Source organism: Bradyrhizobium sp. 21 (assembly GCF_023073335.1).
Lineage (GTDB): Bacteria > Pseudomonadota > Alphaproteobacteria > Rhizobiales > Xanthobacteraceae > Bradyrhizobium.
Map to the genome: position 1 here is coordinate 545,901 of NZ_JADPJG010000035.1, position 19,684 is coordinate 565,584.

Annotated in this window: 20 protein-coding genes; 9 read left to right on the top strand and 11 right to left on the bottom strand. The window is 64.1% G+C overall.

What is annotated here, in order from left to right:
* Positions 1 to 21 precede the first annotated feature (21 nt).
* Entirely contained in the window at positions 22 to 1,113 is a 1,092-nt protein-coding gene (locus IVB31_RS31210; RefSeq protein WP_247331805.1) for an ecdysteroid 22-kinase family protein, read from the top strand.
* Between the two features lie 163 nt (positions 1,114 to 1,276).
* On the opposite strand, the gene IVB31_RS31215 is transcribed toward IVB31_RS31210, so the two are convergent.
* The 3 genes from IVB31_RS31215 to IVB31_RS31225 are packed head-to-tail and all read right to left on the bottom strand — an operon-like array spanning position 1,277 to position 4,488.
* Positions 1,277 to 2,833: an MDR family MFS transporter gene (locus tag IVB31_RS31215; RefSeq protein ID WP_247331807.1), complete on the bottom strand. Its 1,557-nt coding sequence runs from the start codon at positions 2,831 to 2,833 to the stop codon at positions 1,277 to 1,279.
* 4 nt (positions 2,834 to 2,837) lie between these two features.
* On the bottom strand, positions 2,838 to 4,013 hold the full coding sequence (locus IVB31_RS31220; RefSeq protein ID WP_247331808.1) for an HlyD family secretion protein: 1,176 nt from the start codon (positions 4,011 to 4,013) through the stop codon (positions 2,838 to 2,840).
* Positions 4,006 to 4,488 carry a MarR family transcriptional regulator gene (locus IVB31_RS31225; protein WP_247331809.1) on the bottom strand — a complete coding sequence of 161 codons (483 nt, stop codon included), beginning with the start codon at positions 4,486 to 4,488 and terminating at the stop codon, positions 4,006 to 4,008. Before IVB31_RS31225 ends, IVB31_RS31220 begins: the two co-directional genes overlap by 8 nt.
* A 154-nt stretch (positions 4,489 to 4,642) precedes the next feature.
* On the opposite strand from IVB31_RS31225, the gene IVB31_RS31230 reads away from it, so the two are divergent.
* The 4 genes from IVB31_RS31230 (at position 4,643) to IVB31_RS31245 (ending at position 8,475) form a co-directional block, all read left to right on the top strand.
* Positions 4,643 to 5,137: a transcriptional repressor gene (locus IVB31_RS31230; protein ID WP_247331810.1), complete on the top strand. Its 495-nt coding sequence runs from the start codon at positions 4,643 to 4,645 to the stop codon at positions 5,135 to 5,137.
* 35 nt (positions 5,138 to 5,172) lie between these two features.
* Positions 5,173 to 6,126: a DMT family transporter gene (locus IVB31_RS31235; RefSeq protein WP_247331811.1), complete on the top strand. Its 954-nt coding sequence runs from the start codon at positions 5,173 to 5,175 to the stop codon at positions 6,124 to 6,126.
* Between the two features lie 12 nt (positions 6,127 to 6,138).
* Complete coding sequence (ispG, locus tag IVB31_RS31240; protein ID WP_247331812.1) at positions 6,139 to 7,422, top strand: flavodoxin-dependent (E)-4-hydroxy-3-methylbut-2-enyl-diphosphate synthase; 1,284 nt, start codon at positions 6,139 to 6,141, stop codon at positions 7,420 to 7,422.
* Between the two features lie 156 nt (positions 7,423 to 7,578).
* Entirely contained in the window at positions 7,579 to 8,475 is an 897-nt protein-coding gene (locus IVB31_RS31245) for a TauD/TfdA family dioxygenase (RefSeq protein ID WP_247331813.1), read from the top strand.
* Positions 8,476 to 8,484: 9 nt separating this feature from the next.
* On the opposite strand, the gene IVB31_RS31250 is transcribed toward IVB31_RS31245, so the two are convergent.
* Positions 8,485 to 9,351 (bottom strand): FRG domain-containing protein, encoded by an 867-nt coding sequence (locus IVB31_RS31250; protein WP_247331814.1) that lies wholly within the window; start codon positions 9,349 to 9,351, stop codon positions 8,485 to 8,487.
* 170 nt (positions 9,352 to 9,521) lie between these two features.
* Here IVB31_RS31250 and IVB31_RS31255 point away from each other — a divergent pair, with 170 nt between their 5' ends.
* Together IVB31_RS31255 and IVB31_RS31260 are read left to right on the top strand one after the other, a co-directional pair.
* Complete coding sequence (locus IVB31_RS31255) at positions 9,522 to 10,859, top strand: Rieske 2Fe-2S domain-containing protein (protein WP_247331816.1); 1,338 nt, start codon at positions 9,522 to 9,524, stop codon at positions 10,857 to 10,859.
* Positions 10,860 to 10,862: 3 nt separating this feature from the next.
* A complete protein-coding gene (locus IVB31_RS31260; RefSeq protein WP_247331817.1) occupies positions 10,863 to 11,690 on the top strand; it encodes an N-acetylmuramoyl-L-alanine amidase in 828 nt (275 codons plus the stop codon).
* Between the two features lie 12 nt (positions 11,691 to 11,702).
* Here the strand turns inward: IVB31_RS31260 and IVB31_RS31265 are convergent, their stop codons facing one another.
* From IVB31_RS31265 to IVB31_RS31285, 5 genes are all read right to left on the bottom strand, one after another.
* Positions 11,703 to 11,894, bottom strand: a complete 192-nt coding sequence (locus tag IVB31_RS31265; RefSeq protein WP_247331818.1) for a type II toxin-antitoxin system RelE/ParE family toxin — start codon at positions 11,892 to 11,894, stop codon at positions 11,703 to 11,705.
* Between the two features lie 85 nt (positions 11,895 to 11,979).
* Positions 11,980 to 12,210, bottom strand: a complete 231-nt coding sequence (locus tag IVB31_RS31270) for a hypothetical protein (RefSeq protein ID WP_247331819.1) — start codon at positions 12,208 to 12,210, stop codon at positions 11,980 to 11,982.
* 37 nt (positions 12,211 to 12,247) lie between these two features.
* Positions 12,248 to 13,855 carry a Na+/H+ antiporter gene (locus IVB31_RS31275; RefSeq protein ID WP_247331820.1) on the bottom strand — a complete coding sequence of 536 codons (1,608 nt, stop codon included), beginning with the start codon at positions 13,853 to 13,855 and terminating at the stop codon, positions 12,248 to 12,250.
* A 47-nt stretch (positions 13,856 to 13,902) separates the two neighbouring features.
* Positions 13,903 to 14,784, bottom strand: coding sequence for a class A beta-lactamase (gene bla / locus IVB31_RS31280; RefSeq protein WP_247331821.1), 882 nt, complete (start codon positions 14,782 to 14,784; stop codon positions 13,903 to 13,905).
* Between the two features lie 189 nt (positions 14,785 to 14,973).
* Positions 14,974 to 15,348: a nuclear transport factor 2 family protein gene (locus tag IVB31_RS31285; protein ID WP_007598116.1), complete on the bottom strand. Its 375-nt coding sequence runs from the start codon at positions 15,346 to 15,348 to the stop codon at positions 14,974 to 14,976.
* A gap of 94 nt (positions 15,349 to 15,442) precedes the next feature.
* Between IVB31_RS31285 and IVB31_RS31290 the strand changes: the two genes are divergently transcribed.
* Positions 15,443 to 15,871, top strand: a complete 429-nt coding sequence (locus tag IVB31_RS31290) for a GFA family protein (RefSeq protein ID WP_247331822.1) — start codon at positions 15,443 to 15,445, stop codon at positions 15,869 to 15,871.
* 181 nt (positions 15,872 to 16,052) lie between these two features.
* Positions 16,053 to 17,885 carry a caspase family protein gene (locus tag IVB31_RS31295; RefSeq protein ID WP_247331823.1) on the top strand — a complete coding sequence of 611 codons (1,833 nt, stop codon included), beginning with the start codon at positions 16,053 to 16,055 and terminating at the stop codon, positions 17,883 to 17,885.
* Between the two features lie 155 nt (positions 17,886 to 18,040).
* Here the strand turns inward: IVB31_RS31295 and IVB31_RS31300 are convergent, their stop codons facing one another.
* Together IVB31_RS31300 and IVB31_RS31305 are read right to left on the bottom strand one after the other, a co-directional pair.
* Entirely contained in the window at positions 18,041 to 18,733 is a 693-nt protein-coding gene (locus IVB31_RS31300) for a DUF1345 domain-containing protein (RefSeq protein WP_247331824.1), read from the bottom strand.
* Positions 18,734 to 18,740: 7 nt separating this feature from the next.
* Positions 18,741 to 19,664, bottom strand: a complete 924-nt coding sequence (locus IVB31_RS31305; protein WP_247331825.1) for a polyprenyl synthetase family protein — start codon at positions 19,662 to 19,664, stop codon at positions 18,741 to 18,743.
* Positions 19,665 to 19,684: the final 20 nt, after the last annotated feature.

The following is a 19,684-nucleotide window of genomic DNA, read 5'->3' on the forward strand; positions in this document are numbered from 1 at the left end:
CCGGACTTGTGATCGTGCAGTATGCCGCCGGGCAGGGGCATCATGGCTATGACACCTCCACAACTGCCGGCCGTCGTCGAGCCGGCCCGCCTGACGGCTGCGTTGCGCAGGAGCGGCGTGCTGGACGCGGGTGCCGTGCGCGAGGTGAAGGTGCTGCATCAGCACCCAGCCATCGTATCGCACGTCATCCGCCTTGGGCTGCGCTATGTCGGGGAATCCGCGGGGGCCCCGCACTCCATCATCCTCAAGATGCCGCATTCGACCTATGCCAAGGCGCTGGCCAATTCCGGTAGGCAAGAGGTGGCCTTCTACACCCGAGTTGCGCCGAACATGCCGTTGCAGATCGTGCCGCGCTGCTACGACGGCCATTTCGACGAGGAGAGCCAGGCTTGGCACCTTCTGCTCGAGGACTTAACCGAGAGCCATGAGGTCGCAGCCGACTGGCCGTTGCCGCCCTCGCGCGATCAGGCGATGGAGATTGTGATGGCGCTCGCGCGGTGGCATGCGGCCTGGTGGGACCATCCGAGTCTCGGCGACACCGTCGGCATCTGGGCGAGCGCCGATGACAGCGCGAGGCATATGGAGATCTTCGCCGGCCACTACGACCGCTTCGCCGATCTGCTCGGCACCCGTCTCAGCGAAGAGCGGCATATCCTCTACCGGCGCTTCATCGAGAAGGCGGAGCGGCTGCTGCAGCGATATCACTCGCATTGCCACGTAACCGTCGCGCATGGCGATGCGCATACCTGGAATTTCCTGCTGCCGCGCGCGGGTGTCATGGACGCCGTGCGCATCTTCGATTTCGACCAGTGGCGCATCAATGTGCCGACGAACGACCTCGCTTATATGATGGCCGTGCAATGGTATCCAGAGCGCCGGCAGGCGCTCGAGCGGACGCTACTCAATCGTTACCATGAGACGCTGATCGAGAATGGTGTCAGCGGCTACACGCGCGGCGCGCTCGATCGCGACTACCGCTGGTCGGTGCTCTGGCACATCACCAAGCCGGTCTGGCAGTGGAGCATCAACATTCCGCCGGTGATCTGGTGGAATAATCTGGAGCGGGTGATGATGGCGGTCGAGGATTTGGGATGCGAGGAGTTGTTGGGGTAGGCGCGACATCATCGGTGTCGTCCCGGCGAAGGCCGGGACCCATAACCACAGGGAGAAGTTATAGCGCGAGCTGTTAACTCCGAGTCTTCGCCAAACCCAATCCTGTGGCTATGGGTCCCGGCCTTCGCCGGGACGACGGCGGAGATTGACGCTCCGGCTCAACTTACTCCATCACCGCATGTTCCGGCCCCGCCGCCTGCTTGCGCAGCGTGGCCTTGGTCGAGCCGATCAACAAAGCGAGCGGGATGGTGCAGAGGATGAAGAACATCACGAGCTGGTAGTCGTGCGCGAAGGCGATGATCTGCGCCTGCACGCTGACCATGCGGTCGGCCATGGCGCGGCCGGCATCGGTGGACAGATTGATCATGCCGCGCACGTCAGGCATCTGGAGCGCGTGGTTGAACGGGTTGATGTGCTCGGACAGGATCGCGTAGGTCTTGCGCGTGCCCTGCGTCAGCTCGGCGATGACGACGGAAATGCCGACCGAGCTCGCGACGTTGCGCATCAGGGTCAGCATCGCCGTGCCGTCGGTGCGCAATTGGTTCGGCAGGGTCAGGAACGCCACCGTCGAGAGCGGCACGAAGACGAGGCCGAAGCCAAAGCCCTGGATGACGCTGACGGTGACGATCTCCGGCACCTGGGTCAAATCGGTCCAGCCGGTCATCTGGTACAGCGAGGCCGCGGTCAGCGTCAGGCCGGTGATGATCAGCGTACGCGCTTCGATATAGCGCATCATGCGGCCGACCAGCATCATGGCGAAGAAGGTGCCGAAGCCGCGGCTCGCCAGCAGCAGGCCGGCGGTGATGATGGGATAGCCGATCACGTTCTGCATGTAGGGCGAGGCCAGCGCCATGGTCGAGAACAGCACGAGGCCCATCACGACCATGAACATGCAGCCGGTGACGAAATTGCGATCGCGAAACAGCGCGAAGCGGATGAACGGCGTCGCGGTCGTGAAGGAGTGTGCGACGAAGAAGTAGAAGGCGACGGCCGAGACGATGAACTCCGCGATGATCTCGCCGGATTCGAGCCAGCCCAATTGCTCGCCGCGGTCGAGCGCGAGCTGAAGCGAGCCGATCGCGACCGCCAGCGCCGCGAAGCCGAACCAGTCGAATCTGAGGCTGAGATCCTTCCTGGTCTCGTCCATGAAGACGATCAGCCCGAGCACGGTGATGGCGCCGAACGGCAAATTGACGAAGAACACCCAGTGCCAGGAATAGGTCTCGGTGAGCCAGGCACCGAGAGAGGGTCCCATGATCGGTCCCATCATCACGCCCATGCCCCAGATCGACATTGCCTTGGCGCGTTCCTGCAGCGTGTAATAGTCGAGCATGACCGATTGCGACAGCGGCACCAGGGCGGCGCCGAACACGCCTTGCAGCAGGCGGAACAGCACCATCTGGTTGATGTCCTGCGCGAGCCCGCACAGCACGGACGCGAAGGTGAAACCGGCAGCGCAGATGATGAAGATGCGCTTGCGGCCGAAGCGGTTGGAGATCCAGCCCACCGGCGCGGTCATGATCGCGGCGGCGACGATGTAGGAGGTCAGCACCCAGTTGATCTGGTCCTGCGACGCCGACAGCGTCCCCTGCATGTAGGGCAAAGCCACGTTGGCGATGGTGGTGTCCAGCGCCTGCATGATGGTCGCGGTCATGGCGCAGATCGTCACCATGTTCCGGCGCAGGCCGGGGACCATCAGGGCGGGATTGGACTCCGCCATCGGATCAGTCCTTGTCCTGGTCTTTATCTTGGCTTGCCGTCGCCGACAGGCCGAGCAGGCCGGCGAGCGAACGCCGATGGCCGGTGTCGATGGTGGCATAGACGCTCATGCCGGCCTTCAGCTTGCGCACGTATTTGTCGGCCTCGTCGAAATAGATGCGGATCGGCACGCGCTGCACCACCTTGACGAAATTGCCGCTGGCGTTCTGCGGCGGCAGGATCGCGAATTGCGCGCCGGTGCCGGGCGAGAGCGAGCCGATCTTGCCCTTGAAGAGATGGTTCGGGAACGCGTCGACCTCGAGCGTAACCGGCTGTCCTTCGGTGACGTAGGTGAGGTCGCTCTCCTTCGGATTGGCATCGACCCAGGGATGAGCGACATCGATGATGGAGAACACCGGCGTGCCGGCGGCGACGTAGCGGCCGAGCTGGATCTGCTCGACCTGGGTTGCCACACCATCCATCGGCGCGCGCAGCACGGTGTGGTCGAGGTTGCGCTGGGCGGTGTCGAGCTTGGCCTTGGCCTGCGCGTAAGGCGGGAACTCTTCCAGCGGAAGGTCGGCCTTGCCGAGCAGCTGCGTCTTGGCATTGGAAAGTTGCTGCTTGACGAACTGGGCCTGCGCGCCGGCCGTGACATAGGCAGTGGAGGAATTGTCGAGGTCGAGCTGCGAACCGTAGTTGTTCTTTACCAGAGCCTGCTTGCGTTCGACGTCGCGCTGCTTCAGGTCCATGCCCTGCTGGGCAAGGTCCGCCATCTGACCGTAGATCTTGATGTTGGCGACGAGGTTGTCATAGGTCGTACGCGCCTGCGCGAGCTGGGCCTTGGCCTCGTCCACCGCGAGGCGGAACGGCACGGGGTCGATCTCGAACAGCTCGTCGCCCTGCTTGACCAGCTGGCCTTCCTTCACGACGACCTTTTCGATCTTGCCGGAGATGTCCGGCGTCACCAAAACCTTCTGTGCGCCGACATAGGCGTCGTCGGTGCCGACGTAGCGGCCGCCATTGAGATAGAAAGTGAAGCCGGCAACCGCGACGACGACCGGCAGCACGACCAGCAGCAGGACGCGGCGATAGCGGCGCAGGCCCGCCAGCAGGCGGCGGCGCGGATTGGTGCCGGCTTTCTTGGTGGGCTTGCCGCTGTCGCTCTTCTGCTCGGGCTGGAACTTGAGAACCTGATCAGCCATAGCGCTGCTCCTTGCGTGCTTGTTCCGCTCCGCTCGTCTGGATCGCGTCACGCACGTTTTCCTTGATTGCCTCGAGTTGGTTGACGAGACGGTTGGCGTCCGCCGGACTGATGCCTTCGAGCGCGTTGGCGGTGATTTCGGACTTCAGCCCGCTCATCCGGCCGAGCAACGTCCGGCCCGCCTTCTTCAAATAGAGGCGTTTGACGCGGCGGTCCGAGGCATCGTTGCGACGCTCGATCCAGTCATTGTCGCAGAGCTTGTCGATCAGGCGCGTCAGCGTGATCGGCTGCATCTCGAGCAGCTCGGCGAGTTCGGACTGCTTCATGCCCTCGCTGCGCTCGACCTTGGACAGCACGGCCCATTGCGCGCGGGTAATACCGAAGCGAGATGCCTCCTTGTCGGCATAGACCCGCAGCAGGCGGTAGAGTTCCCCGAGCGTAAAGAGGAAGTTCTGGTCGACGGACCCACGGCCCATAAGCGTCGTCTCCAATAAGCTTGACTATAATAAGCAAGCTTATGATTTTTTCACGGCGGGTTGACGCGCCGCTGCCCCGCCGGAAAAGCATGGCTGATCGCCGCGCGCGGCCCGGCCTTTGGGTTCCCGGGCCGAAATGCTAGAACGCGCCGGCATGAGCCTCGCCAAGCCAGCCTTTCCCGCGCCTGACCACGACCACGGCCGCTGCACTGCGGACGCGCTGTCGCATGCCGAGGCCGTCTGTGCGCAGCGCGCCCAGAAATTCACACCAATCCGCCGTCAGGTGCTGGCGGCCCTGCTCTCCAGCCACCGGCCGCTCGGGGCCTATGAGGTGATCGACGAACTGGCAAAATCGATGTCGCGGCCGGCGCCGATCACGGTCTACCGTGCTCTCGATTTCTTGATGGCCAACGGCCTCGTGCACCGCATCGAAAGCCGCAACGCCTATCTCGCCTGCGCCGCTCACGACCATGACGCGACCTCGGCGGTGGCGTTCCTGATCTGCGAGCGCTGCGGCCTTGTCGGCGAGATCCCGTCCGCGTCCTTCGCTGGGGATCTCAACGCCGCGGCGCGAGCGTCAGGCTTCGCACCAAAGCTGTCCGTGGTCGAGATCACGGGCATCTGTACCCATTGTCAGAAAACATCTTGAATCAACAACGGCGTGAAGCCGGTTTCCAGGAAGAAATGTCCTCACCTCAAGCAAATCCGTCCGCCGGGCGTCCTCTCAGTGCCGGCGCCATCGCCCTGATGCTGATGCTGTGTCTGACCTGGGGCTTCAACCAGATCGCGGTGAAGCTGGTGCTGCCGGAAATCCCGCCGATGCTGCAGGCCACGATCCGTTCGATGGGTGCATTGCCGGTGCTGTTCATCATCGGCACGTTGCGCGGCGTCAAATTCTTCGAGCGCGATGGCACGTGGAAGCCCGGCCTGGTTGCCGGAGTGTTGTTCGGCATCGAGTTCGTGCTGATCTACCAGGGCCTGCGCTTCACCTCGGTGTCACGGGCGGTCGTGTTCCTCTACACCGCGCCGTTCTTCGTCGCGCTCGGCTCCTACCAGGTGCTCGGCGAGCGGCTCGGCGGCGTGCAATGGCTGGGTCTGGCCGTGAGCTTTGCTGGCGTCGCGCTCGCAATCGGCGTGCCGCAGCCGGATGTCGATGCCTGGGTCCTGCTCGGCGACCTCATGATCGTCGGCGGTGCCAGCCTGTGGGCGGCGACCACGCTGATTGCCAAGGGCACGCGGCTGCGCTTCGCCGCGCCGGAAAAGGCGCTGGGCTATCAGGTCGCGACCTCGATCCCGATTCTGGGGCTGGCCGCCTGGCTGTTCGGCGAGACCATCCCCCACGCGCCGTCAACGCAGTCGATCGTGCTCGTGGCCTTCCAGGCCATCTGGGTGGTAGGAACCACGTTCACGCTTTGGTTCGCACTGGTGAAGACCTATTCGGCCAGCAAATTGTCGGCTTTTACCTTCATCACCCCTTTGTTTGGCGTGGTGGGTAGCTATTTCATCATGCACGACACCCTGAGCCTGACATTCGGGGCCGCTGCGGTCCTTGTAATTGCTGGGCTTTTTCTGGTTAACCGTCCCGGCCAATCCGCGGCGGCGCCGCGTGATGCATTGCTGAACGTCACCAAAACCTGATATTTGGACGCCATGAACAAGCTCGAAAACACCATCGATTCCGACATCGCGGGGCCTGCGCCGCGTCATCACACCACCCAGGTCAAGGTCGGCGACGTTGCCGTCGGCGGCGGTGCGCCGATCGTCGTGCAGTCGATGACCAACACCGACACAGCCGATATCGACGGCACCATTGCCCAGGTCGCAGCGCTCGCCCGCGCCGGTTCCGAGCTGGTCCGCATCACCGTCGACCGCGAGGAGGCGGCAGCTGCCGTTCCGCATATCCGCGACGGCCTGCTCAAGCTCGGTCTCACCACGCCCCTGATCGGCGACTTCCACTATATCGGCCACAAGCTGCTCGCGGCCTATCCGGCCTGCGCCGAGGCGCTCGCCAAATATCGCATCAATCCCGGCAATGTCGGCTTCAAGGACAAGCGCGACACCCAGTTCGCCGACATCATCGAGATCGCCAACAAGAACAGCAAGCCGGTCCGCATCGGCGCCAATTGGGGCTCGCTCGACCAGGAGCTGCTGACCAGGCTGATGGATGAGAACACCGCCTCGGCCAATCCGCGCGATGCGCGCGCGGTGATGCGCGAAGCCATGGTGCAGTCGGCGCTGCTCTCGGCGGCACGCGCCGAAGAGCTCGGCATGCCCAAGGACCGCATCATCCTGTCGGCCAAGGTCTCGGCGGTGCAGGATCTGATCGCGGTCTACGAGGTTCTCGCCAGCCGTTCCGATTACGCCATCCATCTCGGCCTTACCGAAGCCGGCATGGGCACCAAGGGCATCGTCGCCTCCTCCGCCGCGCTGGGCATCCTGCTGCAGCAGGGCATCGGTGACACCATTCGTATCTCGCTGACGCCGGAGCCCGGCGGCGACCGCACCCGTGAGGTGCAGGTCGGCCAGGAGCTCTTGCAGACCATGGGCTTCCGCACCTTCGTGCCGCTGGTTGCGGCATGCCCTGGCTGCGGCCGCACCACCTCGACCACGTTCCAGGAGCTGGCCCAATCGATCCAGGGTTTCATCCGCGACGAGATGCCGACCTGGAAGACGAAATATCCCGGCGTGGAAGAGCTCAACGTTGCCGTGATGGGCTGCATCGTCAACGGCCCCGGCGAATCCAAGCACGCCAATATCGGCATCTCGCTGCCGGGCACGGGCGAAGCGCCGGCTGCCCCGGTGTTCGTCGACGGCAAGAAGTTCCGCACCCTGCGCGGCCCGACCATCTCCGCCGACTTCAAGGCGCTCGTGATCGACTACATCGAGCAGCGCTACGGCCAAGGCGCCAAGGTGCCGGTGACCGCGGCGGAGTGATTTAGCTCCGTTCGCCGCGCTTTGCGCTGCAATGTAGCCCGGATGGAGCGAAGCGAAATCCGGGGCCCGTCAGATGCTGACAAGCCGTTCCCGGATTGCGCTTCGCTCCATCCGGGCTACCATGCCTCCAATCAATAATGATTGGGAGCAGCGCCCATGAGCTCACTCGCCGGCAAGCAGGGTCCGCGCTATCGCCACGCGGCCGAGGATGGTGCGCCGTATGAAACCATCGCGGTCGAAAAGCTGACCCCCATCATCGGCGCGGAAATCTCCGGCGTCGACATCGGCAAGCTGGTCTCGGACGATGCGCGCTCTAACCGGCAGATGGACGAGGTCCATCGCGCGCTCGCCGAAAACCTCGTCATCTTCTTCCGCGACCAGCACATCACGCCACAGCAGCATCTCGCCTTCGGCCGCAAGTTCGGCGAGCTGCATTTCCATCCTGCCGCGCCGCATGAGGATGAAGACCCGGCGCTGATGAAGATCTATGCGGATGCGAATTCGCCGCGCGCCAACGGCGAGGGCTGGCATTCCGATGTCTCCTGCGATCTCGAGCCGCCGATGGGCTCGATCCTCTACATCAAGCAGTGCCCGCCGCGCGGCGGCGACACGCTGTTCGCCAACATGTATGCCGCCTACGAGGCACTATCGGATCGGATGAAGGCCTATCTCGACGGGTTGACCGCGCTGCATGACGGCGAGCCGATCTATCGCGGCCTCTATGCCAACTACGGCGTCGCCGACCGTCCCGCATATCCGAACGCCGAGCATCCGGTGGTGCGCACGCATCCGGTCACCGGCAAGAAGGCGCTCTACGTCAACCGCGGCTTCACCCGTCACATCAACGGCATCCCGCGCGACGAGAGCGACGCGATGCTCGCCTATCTCTATCAGCATGCCGAGAACCCGCTGTTCCAGTGCCGCTTCCGATGGACCGAGAACGCCATCGCGTTCTGGGACAACCGCTGCGCCCAGCACCGCGCGATGTGGGATTACTGGCCGCACACACGCTCGGGGACGCGCGTGACGGTGAAGGGAGAAAGGCCGGTGTGAGCCCGAACGTCAAATGGTTGGCGAATTCCCGGCAGCGCTTGGCCGGTTCGGTTCGACATTGACACTGACGCGCGCGTCCGGGCCTTTGGGGCCGACGCTGTAGTAGCGCTTCAGCCAGCGCGAAGTGCCGTCCAGGCCGGGAAACAGCATTCGTTCCGTGACATTGTCCTGGTCCAGCTTGTCGCGCAATTCCCACTTCAGCGCTGCGGGGATGATGATACGCTCATACAAGTGGTCGTACTTTTCGAGGAACGCCTTCATGTCCAGGCCCGCGCCGGGCATCATGGAGAGGATGGCGGCCTGGTTGACGATACGCCCGTCAAGCGACGGAGGCTCGAAGAACAAGGCAAACTCGCCGCCCAGTTCGTCGAACTGAGCGAGCCTTTTGTAGTCGTCGAGCATTTCCACTGAAAACACAAAGGCCTTCTCGACACGCAGCTTGTTGCGCAGGTCCGGCGGCAAAAGTTCGCGCGCCTGCACGACGTCCACGCACCAGATCGCAGCATCCTTGTCGAAATGCGCCTCTTCCCACGTGGCGAAGTGAGCGGCGACCTTTGGCGATGTCGTCCAATCGAGCACGCGTGTCGGAAGTCCGTGATGCTGTGCGAGGGCGAGCCGATACAGCAAAGCATCCGAATCGACTTCGTCGGGTCCGGCATATTTCAGGAAGTTTCGCAGCAGCGGGCCTTCGACGGTGCCATAATGGCTTCCCAGCCGCTGCAGACTCGTGTCCAGGTGCCAATTTCTATCGCTGACACCGCGATAGACGAAGTCGGAACGGTATCTGTTGTGACGATCGACCTTGATTCCGTACAGCGCCGCGTGCAGTTGGTCCCAGCTCTCGACCAGGCGATCTTTCTTCATCTCCAGAGGCATTGGTCACGCTCCCCTGCGAAAAAGTACGATCTGATATTAACACGCTCGGATTGAGTTGTCTTCCACCGTATCAGGCGACTGTTGCGGTGGCGTGGCCGATGATGGCGATCGCATTGACGATGCCGTCACTCTGCGCCAATCTTGCCAAAAACAGATCGGGAGGATCCGCCATGCTCCGCGCCGAGGACAACAAATTCCTAACCGAGTCGGGCCCCGGAACGGGTATGGGCGAATTGTTGCGCCGGTTTTGGATTCCCGTGCTTCTGTCCGAAGAACTGCCCGAGCCCGACGGCGAGCCCAAGAAAATCATCGTTCTCGGCGAGGAGCTGCTCGCGTTTCGCGATACGCGCGGCGTTGTCGGATTAATCGATCAGTATTGCCCGCATCGCGGCGCCAATCTCTGGCTTGGGCGCAACGAAGAGTGCGGCATCCGCTGCGTCTATCATGGCTGGAAGTTCGATGCCGACGGTCGCTGCGTCGACATGCCGACCTCCTATCCCGACCTCAACGCCAAAGACCTCATCCGCATCAAGTCGTATCCTGTGCGCGAATGGGGCGAGATGATCTGGGCCTATATGGGCCCGGCTGACGCGATGCCCGAGTTGCCCGATCTCGAAATGGCGCTGCTGCCGGCACCGCACCGCTATGTCAGCAAGAAATGGCAGGACTGCAACTGGGTGCAGGTGCTGGAAGGCTCGATCGACACGGCGCATTTCACCTTTGCGCATCTCTCCTTCGACAAGGAAGAGAACGAGATTCTGGACATCAAGAAGCATTTTGTGAATCCGATCGCGCGGATGTCGAGCGATCACATGCGCTGGATTGCGGAAGATCCGCGGCCCGTGATCAAGATCCAGCCGCACGACGCGGGGTTGACGATTGCCGGTGGGCGTCTCACCGGCGGGGACAACATCTATTGGCGCATCGCGCAATTCCTGATGCCGTTCCACGCCTATGCGCCGAGCGCGATGCCGGGCGAGAACATTTTTGGCCAGACCTTCGTGCCCGTCACCGACACGAATTGCTGGATCTACACCTATGCCTGGAATCCGGAGCGCCCGCTGACACAAGGAGAGCGTGACGCCTTTGCCCGCGGCAATGGCGTGATCGCGGAGGTCGACGACAATTACGTGCCGCTGCGCCACAAGGGCAACGACTATCTGATCGACCGCAAGCTCCAGAAGACCAGAAGTTACACCGGCATCAAGGGCGTTTCCGAGCAGGATGCCGCCGTGCAGGACAGTCAGGGCCCGATCGCCGACCGCACCCGCGAGCATCTCGGCCCGACCGATCTCGGCATCATGCATTTCCGGAAAGTCGTGATGGAGCTGGCCCGTGCGCTCCAGCAGGGCGAGCCGCCGCCGCAGGCTGCGCATCAGGATCGCTACGCCGTCCGCTCTGGCGCCTGCGTCACCAGCAAGGCCAAGGACCTGCCCGCGGTGATGCACGAACGCTTCGGCGATGTGGCGGGCTTCGTCGGCCGTCCCAGGATTGCGGCAGCGGAGTAGCGCTTGGAGCAATCGCGCAGCATCATCGCAAGTCTCGTCTTGCCGCTCGTCGCGTCGATTCTGCTATTGTCGCTGGCGCCTGCCGAGGCCGGTCATGCTGCCGTCGCGCCAAAGGCTGCGCAAGCCAGGCCGAGGCCGCCGCAGCCACCGGCCAAATGTGAGATGCCGAAATTCCGGATCGTCGTCGATGTCGGGCATACCCCGGACTCCTACGGCGCGTTGAGCGCGCGCAACGATCCGGAGTTCGGCTTTAACCTCCGGCTCGCAAGGCTGATCGCGGCGAAGCTCAAGTCCGAAGGATTCGCCGCGACCCGCCTGCTCGTCACGGACGGCAAGGCGCGGCCGAGCCTGCTTAAACGCGTCAGTGCCGCCAATGACGGCCGGGCCGATCTCTTCCTGTCGATCCATCACGATTCGGTGCCGGACAAGCTGCTCGAGACCTGGGAGTTCGACGGCGCGAACAGCTATTTCAGCGATCGCTTCTCAGGCCACTCGCTGTTCGTATCGCAGCGGAATCCGCACTTCGCGGTTAGCCTGATGCTGGCCCGGATGATCGGCAAGCAGTTGAAGGAGCAGGGCCTGCATTATGCCGGCCAATACACCCTGCCCCTGATGGGCCGCTACCGGCGTCAGTTGCTGGACAAGGATGTCGGCGTCTACCGTTATGACGGGCTCGTCGTACTCTCGCAAACCCGCAGCGCCGCAGTGCTGCTCGAGGCCGGCTCGATCATCAACCGCGACGAGGAGATGGAGATGAACTCAACGGAGCGGCGGGAGATGATAGCGGCAGCCGTCGCGGCGGCGGTGGAGGAATTTTGCGAGAGGCGGTAGATCGCCCGGCATTTAGGGTCGACGTTCCTGAGCTCCATGCCGTACGTGGAGAATGACCTCGGCGTCGGCAGGATTGATCGTGTAAAAGACGAGATATGGGTACCGAACGGTTGGGAACATGCGGACGCCGGGCTCGTCGGTCAGATGACCAGCGTCAGGAAATTCCTGCAGCAGGCTAGCAACCGCCTTGATGCGCTCGACCACGGCGGCCGCAGCTGTGCGATTACGTTCGTGAATGTACGAAAATATGTCTCGATGTCCGAAAGCGAGCTTTCGGACCAGCGCACCCTCATGCGCTGTAGCGATTGAAGACAGCAGCGACGGCCTCGTCGCTTGCCAACCTGCCTTCGCGCATATCCTTTAGGCCGCGCCGCACGGCATTTCGTTCGTCGTCGCTGAGCCGATAGATGCCGAGATGCCTGTTCTCGATGTCGGTTACGGACCGCATCAGCTCTTCCTGAGCCTCCTCGGGCCAGGCGGACACGCGTTCCAGCAGGATTTCGAGGGCTTCCTTTGTCATCCGACAATAGTAGCAGATGGCGGGGTGACTTGCACCCCTACAGCGGCGTTCCCCGATACTCCCGGTTCGCCAAGCTCGCCTCCTCCAGATCCAGATCGCGCTCGATCCGCCGCCGTGTCTCGTCGGTGATCTGGCCGTCGCGCAGGAGGTCGTGGATGAATTTGCGCTCGGCGGCGATCAGGTCGCGGGTTAGCGCGGTGCCGGCGGCGGAGACGTCGTGGTGGGCGGGGTCGAGCGAATCCGGGAGCTGGTTGACGCGGATATCGTGGCGCGCGCGCAGCAGCAGCACCACCTCGTCGGAAACGTCCTTTTCCGCGGTCAATGCGTCGAGCGATTTCAGTGCGGCATCGAGGGCCTGGCGGCGTGCGGCGATCTCGGCTTCGTGCTCGGCGACATGCTCGTTGCGGCCGGCCTCGGCGACGCCGAGCCAGCGCACCAGCGGTGGCAGCGTCAGGCCGACGCCGATCAGCGTGACGAAGATGACGCCGAAGGCGACGAACAGGATCAGGTCGCGATACGGAAAGGCCTCGCCAACAGGCAGCGTGAACGGCAGCGCCAGCGCAGCCGCGAGCGAGACGGCTCCGCGCACGCCGGTGAAGGCGAGCACGAACGGCCATTGCCATGGCGGCGACGGATCGCGCTTACGCAGCGACTTGGAGAGGATCCGTGGCAGATAGGTCGCGGGATACAGCCAGGCGAAGCGCGCGATCACGATGATCAACAGAACGACGGCGGTCGCGATGAGGATGTCGTCGAGCGGGAATGCCTTCGACTTCTCGTAGAGCGCGCGCATCTGGAAGCCGGTCAGCAGGAACAGCAGGCCCTCGATCAGATAGATCACGAGGTCCCAGAAGAAGATTCCTTGCAGCCGCGTCGAGGCGGAGATCCATAGCGGGCCGTTCCAGCTCACATAGAGGCCGCAGGCCACCGTCGCGATCACGCCGGAGCCGCCGACATGCTCGGGCAGCCAATAGGAGACGTAGGGCGTGATCAGCGACAGCGTCAGCTCGACCTGAGGGTCGTGGGCCCTTTTGCGGAACCGAAGGGAGAGCCAGCCGACGCCGATGCCGAAGGCGATTTCGCTGGCGACGATGAGGGAGAATTCGCCGGCGGCCAATGGCAGCGAGAAATGGCCGACTGTGATCGCGGCAAGTGCGAAGCGGTAGAGGATCAGCGCGGTGGCGTCGTTGGCCAGCCCCTCGCCTTCGAGGATGACCACGAGTCGGCGCGGCAGGTTCAGCCGGCGCGCGATCGCGAGCGGCGCCACCACGTCGGGCGGCGCAACGATGGCACCCAGAAGGAAGCCGATGGTCCAGGGCAGGCCGATCAGATAATGCGTCGCGGTCGCTACCAGCGCCGCGGTGAAGATCACCGCGCCGACCGCGAGCAGCACGATCGGGCGCAAATTGTTCCTGAATTCGCGCCAGCTCATGGCGACGCTCGCCGAGTAGATCAGCGGCGGGAGCACCATCAGCAGTACCAGTTCCGGCGGCAGTTCGACCGGCGGCATGCCCGGCACGAAAGCGAGGCCCACGCCGGAGAGCATCAGCAGAATGGCCGGCGCGATGTTGAAGCGGCGGGCAACAAGCGCGGTACCCGCGAGCACGGCGAGCAGGATGAGAAAGGTCTGAAATTTTGCTTCCATGATGATCTGTCTTCACCCGGAAGCGGTCGCAAGGTCAATGCGTGCGGCTACGCCAGCCGCTCAGCCACCATGCGGCCGATGCGTGCGAACACGGCTTCGAACTGCGTAGCGTTGGGCGTGCCGCCCTGGGTGTATGCTGCGATCAGGATCGGTGTGTCGGTCTTGGCTTCGGTCTTGGCATCGGTCTTGGGCCAGGCCACCGCGATATCGCCGGAGGCATCTTTGCCGTTGTTGCCGGTCTTGTCGCCGATTGTCCAGCTTGCGGGAAGCCCGCCGCGCAGCCGGTTCGCGCCGGTCTTGCAGCCCACCATCCATTCGGTGAGCTGCGCGCGTGAGGCCGGCGACAGTGCATCGCCCGTCACCAGTCGCTTCAGATTGCCGGCCATCGCCGCCGGCGTCGTGGTGTCCCGGGGGTCGCCGGGCGGCGAGCGATTGAGCTCGGGCTCGTTGTGGTCGAGCCGCGAAATGCTATCGCCGAGCGACCGCCAGAAGTCTGTGAGCGCGGCGGGACCGCCGATCCGCGCCAGCAGCAAATTGGCGCAAGTGTTGTCGCTGAGCTCGACGATCGCCTTGCACATCTCGGTGACCGACATTGCGCCGGCGGCAAGGTTTTGCCTGGCGACCGGTGCGTATTCCAGCAGGTCGGCCTGCCCGTAGGAGATCATGGCCGCAAGCTGGTCCTGGCCACGATCGACCCGCGCGAGCACGCAGGCCGCAAGCGAAGCCTTGAAGGTCGAGCACATGACGAATCGCTCGTCGGCGCGCCATGCGAGCTTTGCACCGGTCGCGAGGTTCTCCGCATAGACGCCGATCCGCCCGCCGCTCTCGCGCTCGTAGACTTCGAGTTCAGGCAGCGCGTCTGCGGCGAGCGCGGGGGAGGCGGCGATCCAGCACAGTGAGGCGAGCAGCGAACGGCGGTCGAGATGCATGGGGAACTCTTGGGCGAGACGGGGCGGGGTGGAGATGCGGCATGCACTCCATCCGCATCGTCATTGCGAGCGCTGCGAAGCAATCCAGTCTGCCTCCGCGGAAAGACTCTGGATTGCTTCGCTGCGCTCGCAATGACGGAGGATGTGGGACGAGTGCGCCAGATTTCGGGCAGCGGAAGGTCGCGCCCCTCACTCCCTCAAATCATACCGATACGATTTCGACACGATCTGCCAGCCGTCAGCCAGCTTCATCGCCACCAGATAGTCCGTGAAGAACCGCGGCGGCAGTTGGCACCGGACCTTGATGAAGGCGGTCTTGTCGTCCGAACGGTCGATGGTGACGATGAAATCCTCGCGCGGCTTTCCTTCCGCCTTGCCGGAGGGGCGCTTGCGCACGCGGTCGAGCCAGTCCGGCACGGTCAGCACCTGCAGCTCGCCCTTCTCGACCCAGCGCAAATCGGCGGAGGGATGGAAGATGGCGCCGAGTTTTTCGGCATCGCCCTCGTAGAGTCCGTCGAAATAGGATTGCACGACGGCTTCGACGCTCGAACGGTTCTGGCTCATGGGTCATCCCTTTGAATGATGGCTCGGGTCGAACTTAGTCGTACGCATCAAAATGCGCTATGGGAGTGCGTACCATTTGCGCGAGGACACTGTGATGACCGGATCAGGGAATTCGAACGCTCGTATCCTGATCGGCGAATGCTACTGCCGCGCCGTGCGCTACGAGGTGGCGGACGCGTTCTCCTATGCGATGAACTGCCACTGCTCGAATTGCCGCCGCACCACTGGCGCCGCCTTCAAGCCGTTCGCCGGAATCGCGCAGGAGAAGCTCCGCCTCGTGAGCGGCGAGGACCAGCGCATCATCTACGGTGACGGCACCACTCATGACGCCCACTGCGCCCGCTGCGGCTCGCTGCTTTATTCCCGGGTGCGCGAGGGAAAATGGGTCCATGTCGCCATGGGAACCCTGGTCGACGCTCCCTCGATCAGGCCGAGCGCCCACATTTTCGTCGGTTCGAAGGCGCCCTGGCATGAGATTACGGACGATCTGCCGCAATATCGGGGGCACGTTGGGGATGTCTAGGGGAACCCGCCGCGCTCCTATTTCCCCGCGAACCGCGAGCGGACTGGCGCGACAAACAAAAGGGGTCTTTCGGCCTGCCCACGGCGCTGCCTTTCGTGACTTCCATCACAAGCGCCCGCGGCGGACCCTGCTAAAGCCATACCAAAGGGACTCGAACTGCCCTGAACCCGGAAGTCGTGTCATGCGCAATCTGCTCAGACTTTGCCCCCTTCTCCTCGCCGTCGCGCTGCTGTTCGGCGCCGGGCCGGCTTTCGCCGGGAAGCGCGTCGCGCTGGTGATCGCCAACTCGGCCTATCAGCATGCGCCGTCGCTGACCAACCCCGTCAATGACGGTTCGGTGATGGCCAGGACGCTGAAGGAGGCTGGTTTCGACATCGTCGATTCCCGGCACGATCTGACGGCGCTGGAGACCCGGCGCGTGCTGCGCGAATTCGCCGACGGGACCCGTGATGCCGACATCGCCGTGGTCTACTATGCCGGCCACGGCATCGAGGTCGAAGGCTCGAACTATCTGATCCCTGTCGACGCCAAGCTGGAGCGTGACACCGACGTCTATGACGAGGCGCTCTCGCTCGACCGCGTCCTGGTCGCGGTCGAGCCTGCCAAGCAGCTTCGCCTGGTGATTCTGGATGCCTGCCGTGATAATCCGTTCGGCAGGACCATGAAGCGCACGGTCGCCTCGCGCGGCATTGGCCGCGGCCTCGCACAGGTCGAGCCGACCAGCCCGAACACGCTGATCGCCTATTCGGCCAAGGCCGGCTTCACGGCGCAGGATGGCGACGGCGCCAACAGCCCCTTTACGGTTGCGCTGTCGAAGCATCTGACGACGCCGGGCCTCGACGTCCGCCGCGCCTTCGGCTTCGTGCGTGACGAGGTGCTCAAGTCGACCGCCAACAAGCAGGAGCCGTTCGTATACGGTTCGCTCGGCGGCGAGGACGTGCCGCTGGTTCCGGTCAAGGTGGTGGCCGCAGCAACGGCAGCGCCTGTGGCGAACCCGCAGGCCGATATCCGCCGCGACTACGAGCTCTCGCTCCAGGTCGGCAACAGAGCGGCATGGGAGGCGTTCCTCGCCCAGCATCCCGACGGCTTCTATTCCAACCTTGCCAAGCTTCAACTCGATAAAATCGGCGCGGAGCAGGCCCATGCGGCTGCCACCGAGAAGGCGAAGCAGGCCGAAGCCGAGCGTGATCGCCTCGTCGCCGTCGGTGCGCAGAAGGATGCGCAGGCCAGGGCCACCGCGGATGCAAAGGCCGCCGAGCAGGCGCAGCTTGTCGCGCAGAAGGCCAAGGAACAGGCGCAGCAGCAGGCGGCCGCCGCCGAGCAGCAGCGCGTCAACCTCGCTGCCGCGGCGCCGAGTGCCGCGCCCGCCAGCGCGGCGAGCCCCACCGGCCCCAACGTCGCGTCGCTGACGCCGGCCACTGCGCCGGCCGATCTCAGCCGTTCGGTGCAGACCGAGCTCGGCCGCGTCGGCTGCTACTCCGGGCAGGCCGATGGCAATTGGACGACGTCCTCGCAGCGGTCGCTGTCGCAGTTCAACCGTTACGCCGGCACCAAGCTCGACGTGAAGGTGGCGAGCACCGACGCGCTCGATACGGTCAAGGCCAAGCCGTCGCGCGTGTGCCCGCTGGTTTGCGAGCATGGCTTCAAGACCGACGGTGACAAGTGCACGAAGATTGTCTGCCGTGACGGTTATGCGATCAACGACGACAATGAGTGCGAGAAGCAGCGTGTCGCCAAGCCGGCAACTGCCAAGCCCGCAACCGCCAAGCGTGACGACGGCGATGAGCGTCCGGCACGGCAGCGCCGTCAGGCCGGCGGTGAGGCTGCCGGAGCGGCGGGCGGCTTTGGCGGCGCTGCGGGCATCGCTGCTGCCGCTGGCGCCGGCCGCCGCTCGAGTGGCGGACAGCTATTCTGCAACAACACCGGCTGTCGTGCGGTCAACCGTGGTTGCCATCTCGAATATCGCGGCGGTGGCGGCCCCGGCAACGATGCCAATGCCGAGGTGTGTAACTAGGATTGCGGTCCACATGGTCGTCCTGGCGAAAAGCCAGGACCCATAACCACCAACCTTGGTTTTGCGAAAACTTGTGGCTGGCAACTGAGCGCTGCGACGTCTCCCTGGGGTAATGGGTTCTGGCTTTCGCCAGGACGACTCCCTTGAGAGGGAGATCAAGCCGAGATCGCGCTCGCGGCGATGTTCACCGTCAGCGCCAGCAAAGCCGTGTTGTAGATGAAAGAGATGATGCCGTGCGCTGTCGCGGTGCGGCGGATGGTCTTGTCGGTGATGCCGACGTCGGAGACCTGCGCGGTCATTCCGATCACGAACGAGAAATAGACGAAGTCCCAATAGTCGGCGTGGTCTTCCTTGTCGCCACTCGGAAACTCAAGACCGCCTGGCTTGGCGTGCCGGTAATAGTCATGCGCGTAATGCAGCGCGAAAGTCGTGTGCACGGCGGCCCATGACAACGCGATTGTGGTGATCGCGATGGTCAGCTCCCACGCCCCGCGATGCGGCGTGCCGAGCTCGGCGACGATCGCCGCGATACTCGCGAAGGCGCCGATCGCCGTCACCAGCAGGATCACGAACCGGCCGTCGTCCTGCATCGCGGCGCTGCGGCGGATGTGCTGGTGGTCGTTGCACAGCATCATCGTATAGACCAGCACCAGATACACCGCGATCAGCGCATCCCAGCCGAACAGCAGCCGCGTCACCAGCCGGTGCGAGCCCGGTATCAGCAGGCAGACGAGGACACCGACGGCCAGCGAGATGAACGTCCGCGGCCTCGCATAAATCAGCCGCATCGGCCGCGACATCTTGCGAAAGCGGGCGAGGGCGGGATCTTCCTTGCTGCCGCTCGCCATCGCGCGACTAGCTCTTGCGTTCGGCCACGAACCGCGCAGCCGCTTGCAGCACGGCGGCCCGGTCGCCGAAGATCGACACCGCGCTATCGGCGCGTGCGAGCAGGTCGCGAACGCGCTGCTTGGCGCCATCGATGCCGAGCTGGGTGACGAAGGTGGTCTTGCCCATCGCTGCGTCCTGGCCCGAGGGCTTGCCGAGCGCGGCCGCATCGCCCTCGACGTCGAGCAGGTCGTCGGCGATCTGGAAGGCTTCGCCGAGTGCGCGGCCGTAATCATCGAGCGCCTGATATTCCTTTTGCGAGGCCTGGCCGAGGATCGCGCCGGCGATGCAGCCGTAGCGCAGCAGCGCACCCGTCTTCATCTGCTGAAGACGGGCGACATCGACCGGCTCGCGATCGCCAAAGCGGCCTTCGCCGGCGAGATCGAGGATCTGGCCGCCGACCATGCCGCCGATGCCGGCGCAGCGCGCCAGGGCGCGCGTCAGCAGCAGCCGCACATTGGCGTCGCGGTGAATCTCGTCGCGGGTGATGATGTCGAAGGCGAGCGTCAAGAGGCCGTCGCCGGCGAGGATCGCGGTGGCGTCGTCGGTCTTCTTGTGCAGGGTCGGACGGCCGCGGCGCAGGTCCGAATTGTCCATCGCCGGCAGATCGTCATGGATCAGCGAATAGCAGTGGATGCATTCGAGCGCCGCACCGGCGAGCAGCGCGGCTTCGCGGGGCACGCCGAACACGGCCGCGCTCTCGACCACCAGGAACGGCCGCAGGCGCTTGCCGCCGTTGAGGCTCGAATAGCGCATTGCGTCCATCAGTCGCTTGGGCCGGGCGATCTCATCAGGCAGAATGTCGTCCGCCAACAGGCGCCCGAGCAGGGCCTCGGTGTCATCAGCGGTCTTGTCCAGACGTTTGGCGAAATCGGACGGGGACGTGCCGGTCATCAAGAAGGGCTCCAGAACTA

Coding starts and splice junctions, on each gene's coding strand:
- bla (WP_247331821.1), bottom strand. CDS start 14,784: ATGCATCTCGACCGCCGTTCGCTGCTCGCCTCACTGTGCTGGATCGCC.
- IVB31_RS31235 (WP_247331811.1), top strand. CDS start 5,173: ATGTCCTCACCTCAAGCAAATCCGTCCGCCGGGCGTCCTCTCAGTGCC.
- IVB31_RS31305 (WP_247331825.1), bottom strand. CDS start 19,664: ATGACCGGCACGTCCCCGTCCGATTTCGCCAAACGTCTGGACAAGACC.
- ispG (WP_247331812.1), top strand. CDS start 6,139: ATGAACAAGCTCGAAAACACCATCGATTCCGACATCGCGGGGCCTGCG.
- IVB31_RS31215 (WP_247331807.1), bottom strand. CDS start 2,833: ATGGCGGAGTCCAATCCCGCCCTGATGGTCCCCGGCCTGCGCCGGAAC.
- IVB31_RS31275 (WP_247331820.1), bottom strand. CDS start 13,855: ATGGAAGCAAAATTTCAGACCTTTCTCATCCTGCTCGCCGTGCTCGCG.
- IVB31_RS31270 (WP_247331819.1), bottom strand. CDS start 12,210: ATGACAAAGGAAGCCCTCGAAATCCTGCTGGAACGCGTGTCCGCCTGG.
- IVB31_RS31245 (WP_247331813.1), top strand. CDS start 7,579: ATGAGCTCACTCGCCGGCAAGCAGGGTCCGCGCTATCGCCACGCGGCC.
- IVB31_RS31255 (WP_247331816.1), top strand. CDS start 9,522: ATGCTCCGCGCCGAGGACAACAAATTCCTAACCGAGTCGGGCCCCGGA.
- IVB31_RS31230 (WP_247331810.1), top strand. CDS start 4,643: ATGAGCCTCGCCAAGCCAGCCTTTCCCGCGCCTGACCACGACCACGGC.
- IVB31_RS31285 (WP_007598116.1), bottom strand. CDS start 15,348: ATGAGCCAGAACCGTTCGAGCGTCGAAGCCGTCGTGCAATCCTATTTC.
- IVB31_RS31220 (WP_247331808.1), bottom strand. CDS start 4,013: ATGGCTGATCAGGTTCTCAAGTTCCAGCCCGAGCAGAAGAGCGACAGC.
- IVB31_RS31300 (WP_247331824.1), bottom strand. CDS start 18,733: ATGGCGAGCGGCAGCAAGGAAGATCCCGCCCTCGCCCGCTTTCGCAAG.
- IVB31_RS31295 (WP_247331823.1), top strand. CDS start 16,053: ATGCGCAATCTGCTCAGACTTTGCCCCCTTCTCCTCGCCGTCGCGCTG.
- IVB31_RS31225 (WP_247331809.1), bottom strand. CDS start 4,488: ATGGGCCGTGGGTCCGTCGACCAGAACTTCCTCTTTACGCTCGGGGAA.
- IVB31_RS31290 (WP_247331822.1), top strand. CDS start 15,443: ATGACCGGATCAGGGAATTCGAACGCTCGTATCCTGATCGGCGAATGC.
- IVB31_RS31210 (WP_247331805.1), top strand. CDS start 22: ATGCCGCCGGGCAGGGGCATCATGGCTATGACACCTCCACAACTGCCG.
- IVB31_RS31250 (WP_247331814.1), bottom strand. CDS start 9,351: ATGCCTCTGGAGATGAAGAAAGATCGCCTGGTCGAGAGCTGGGACCAA.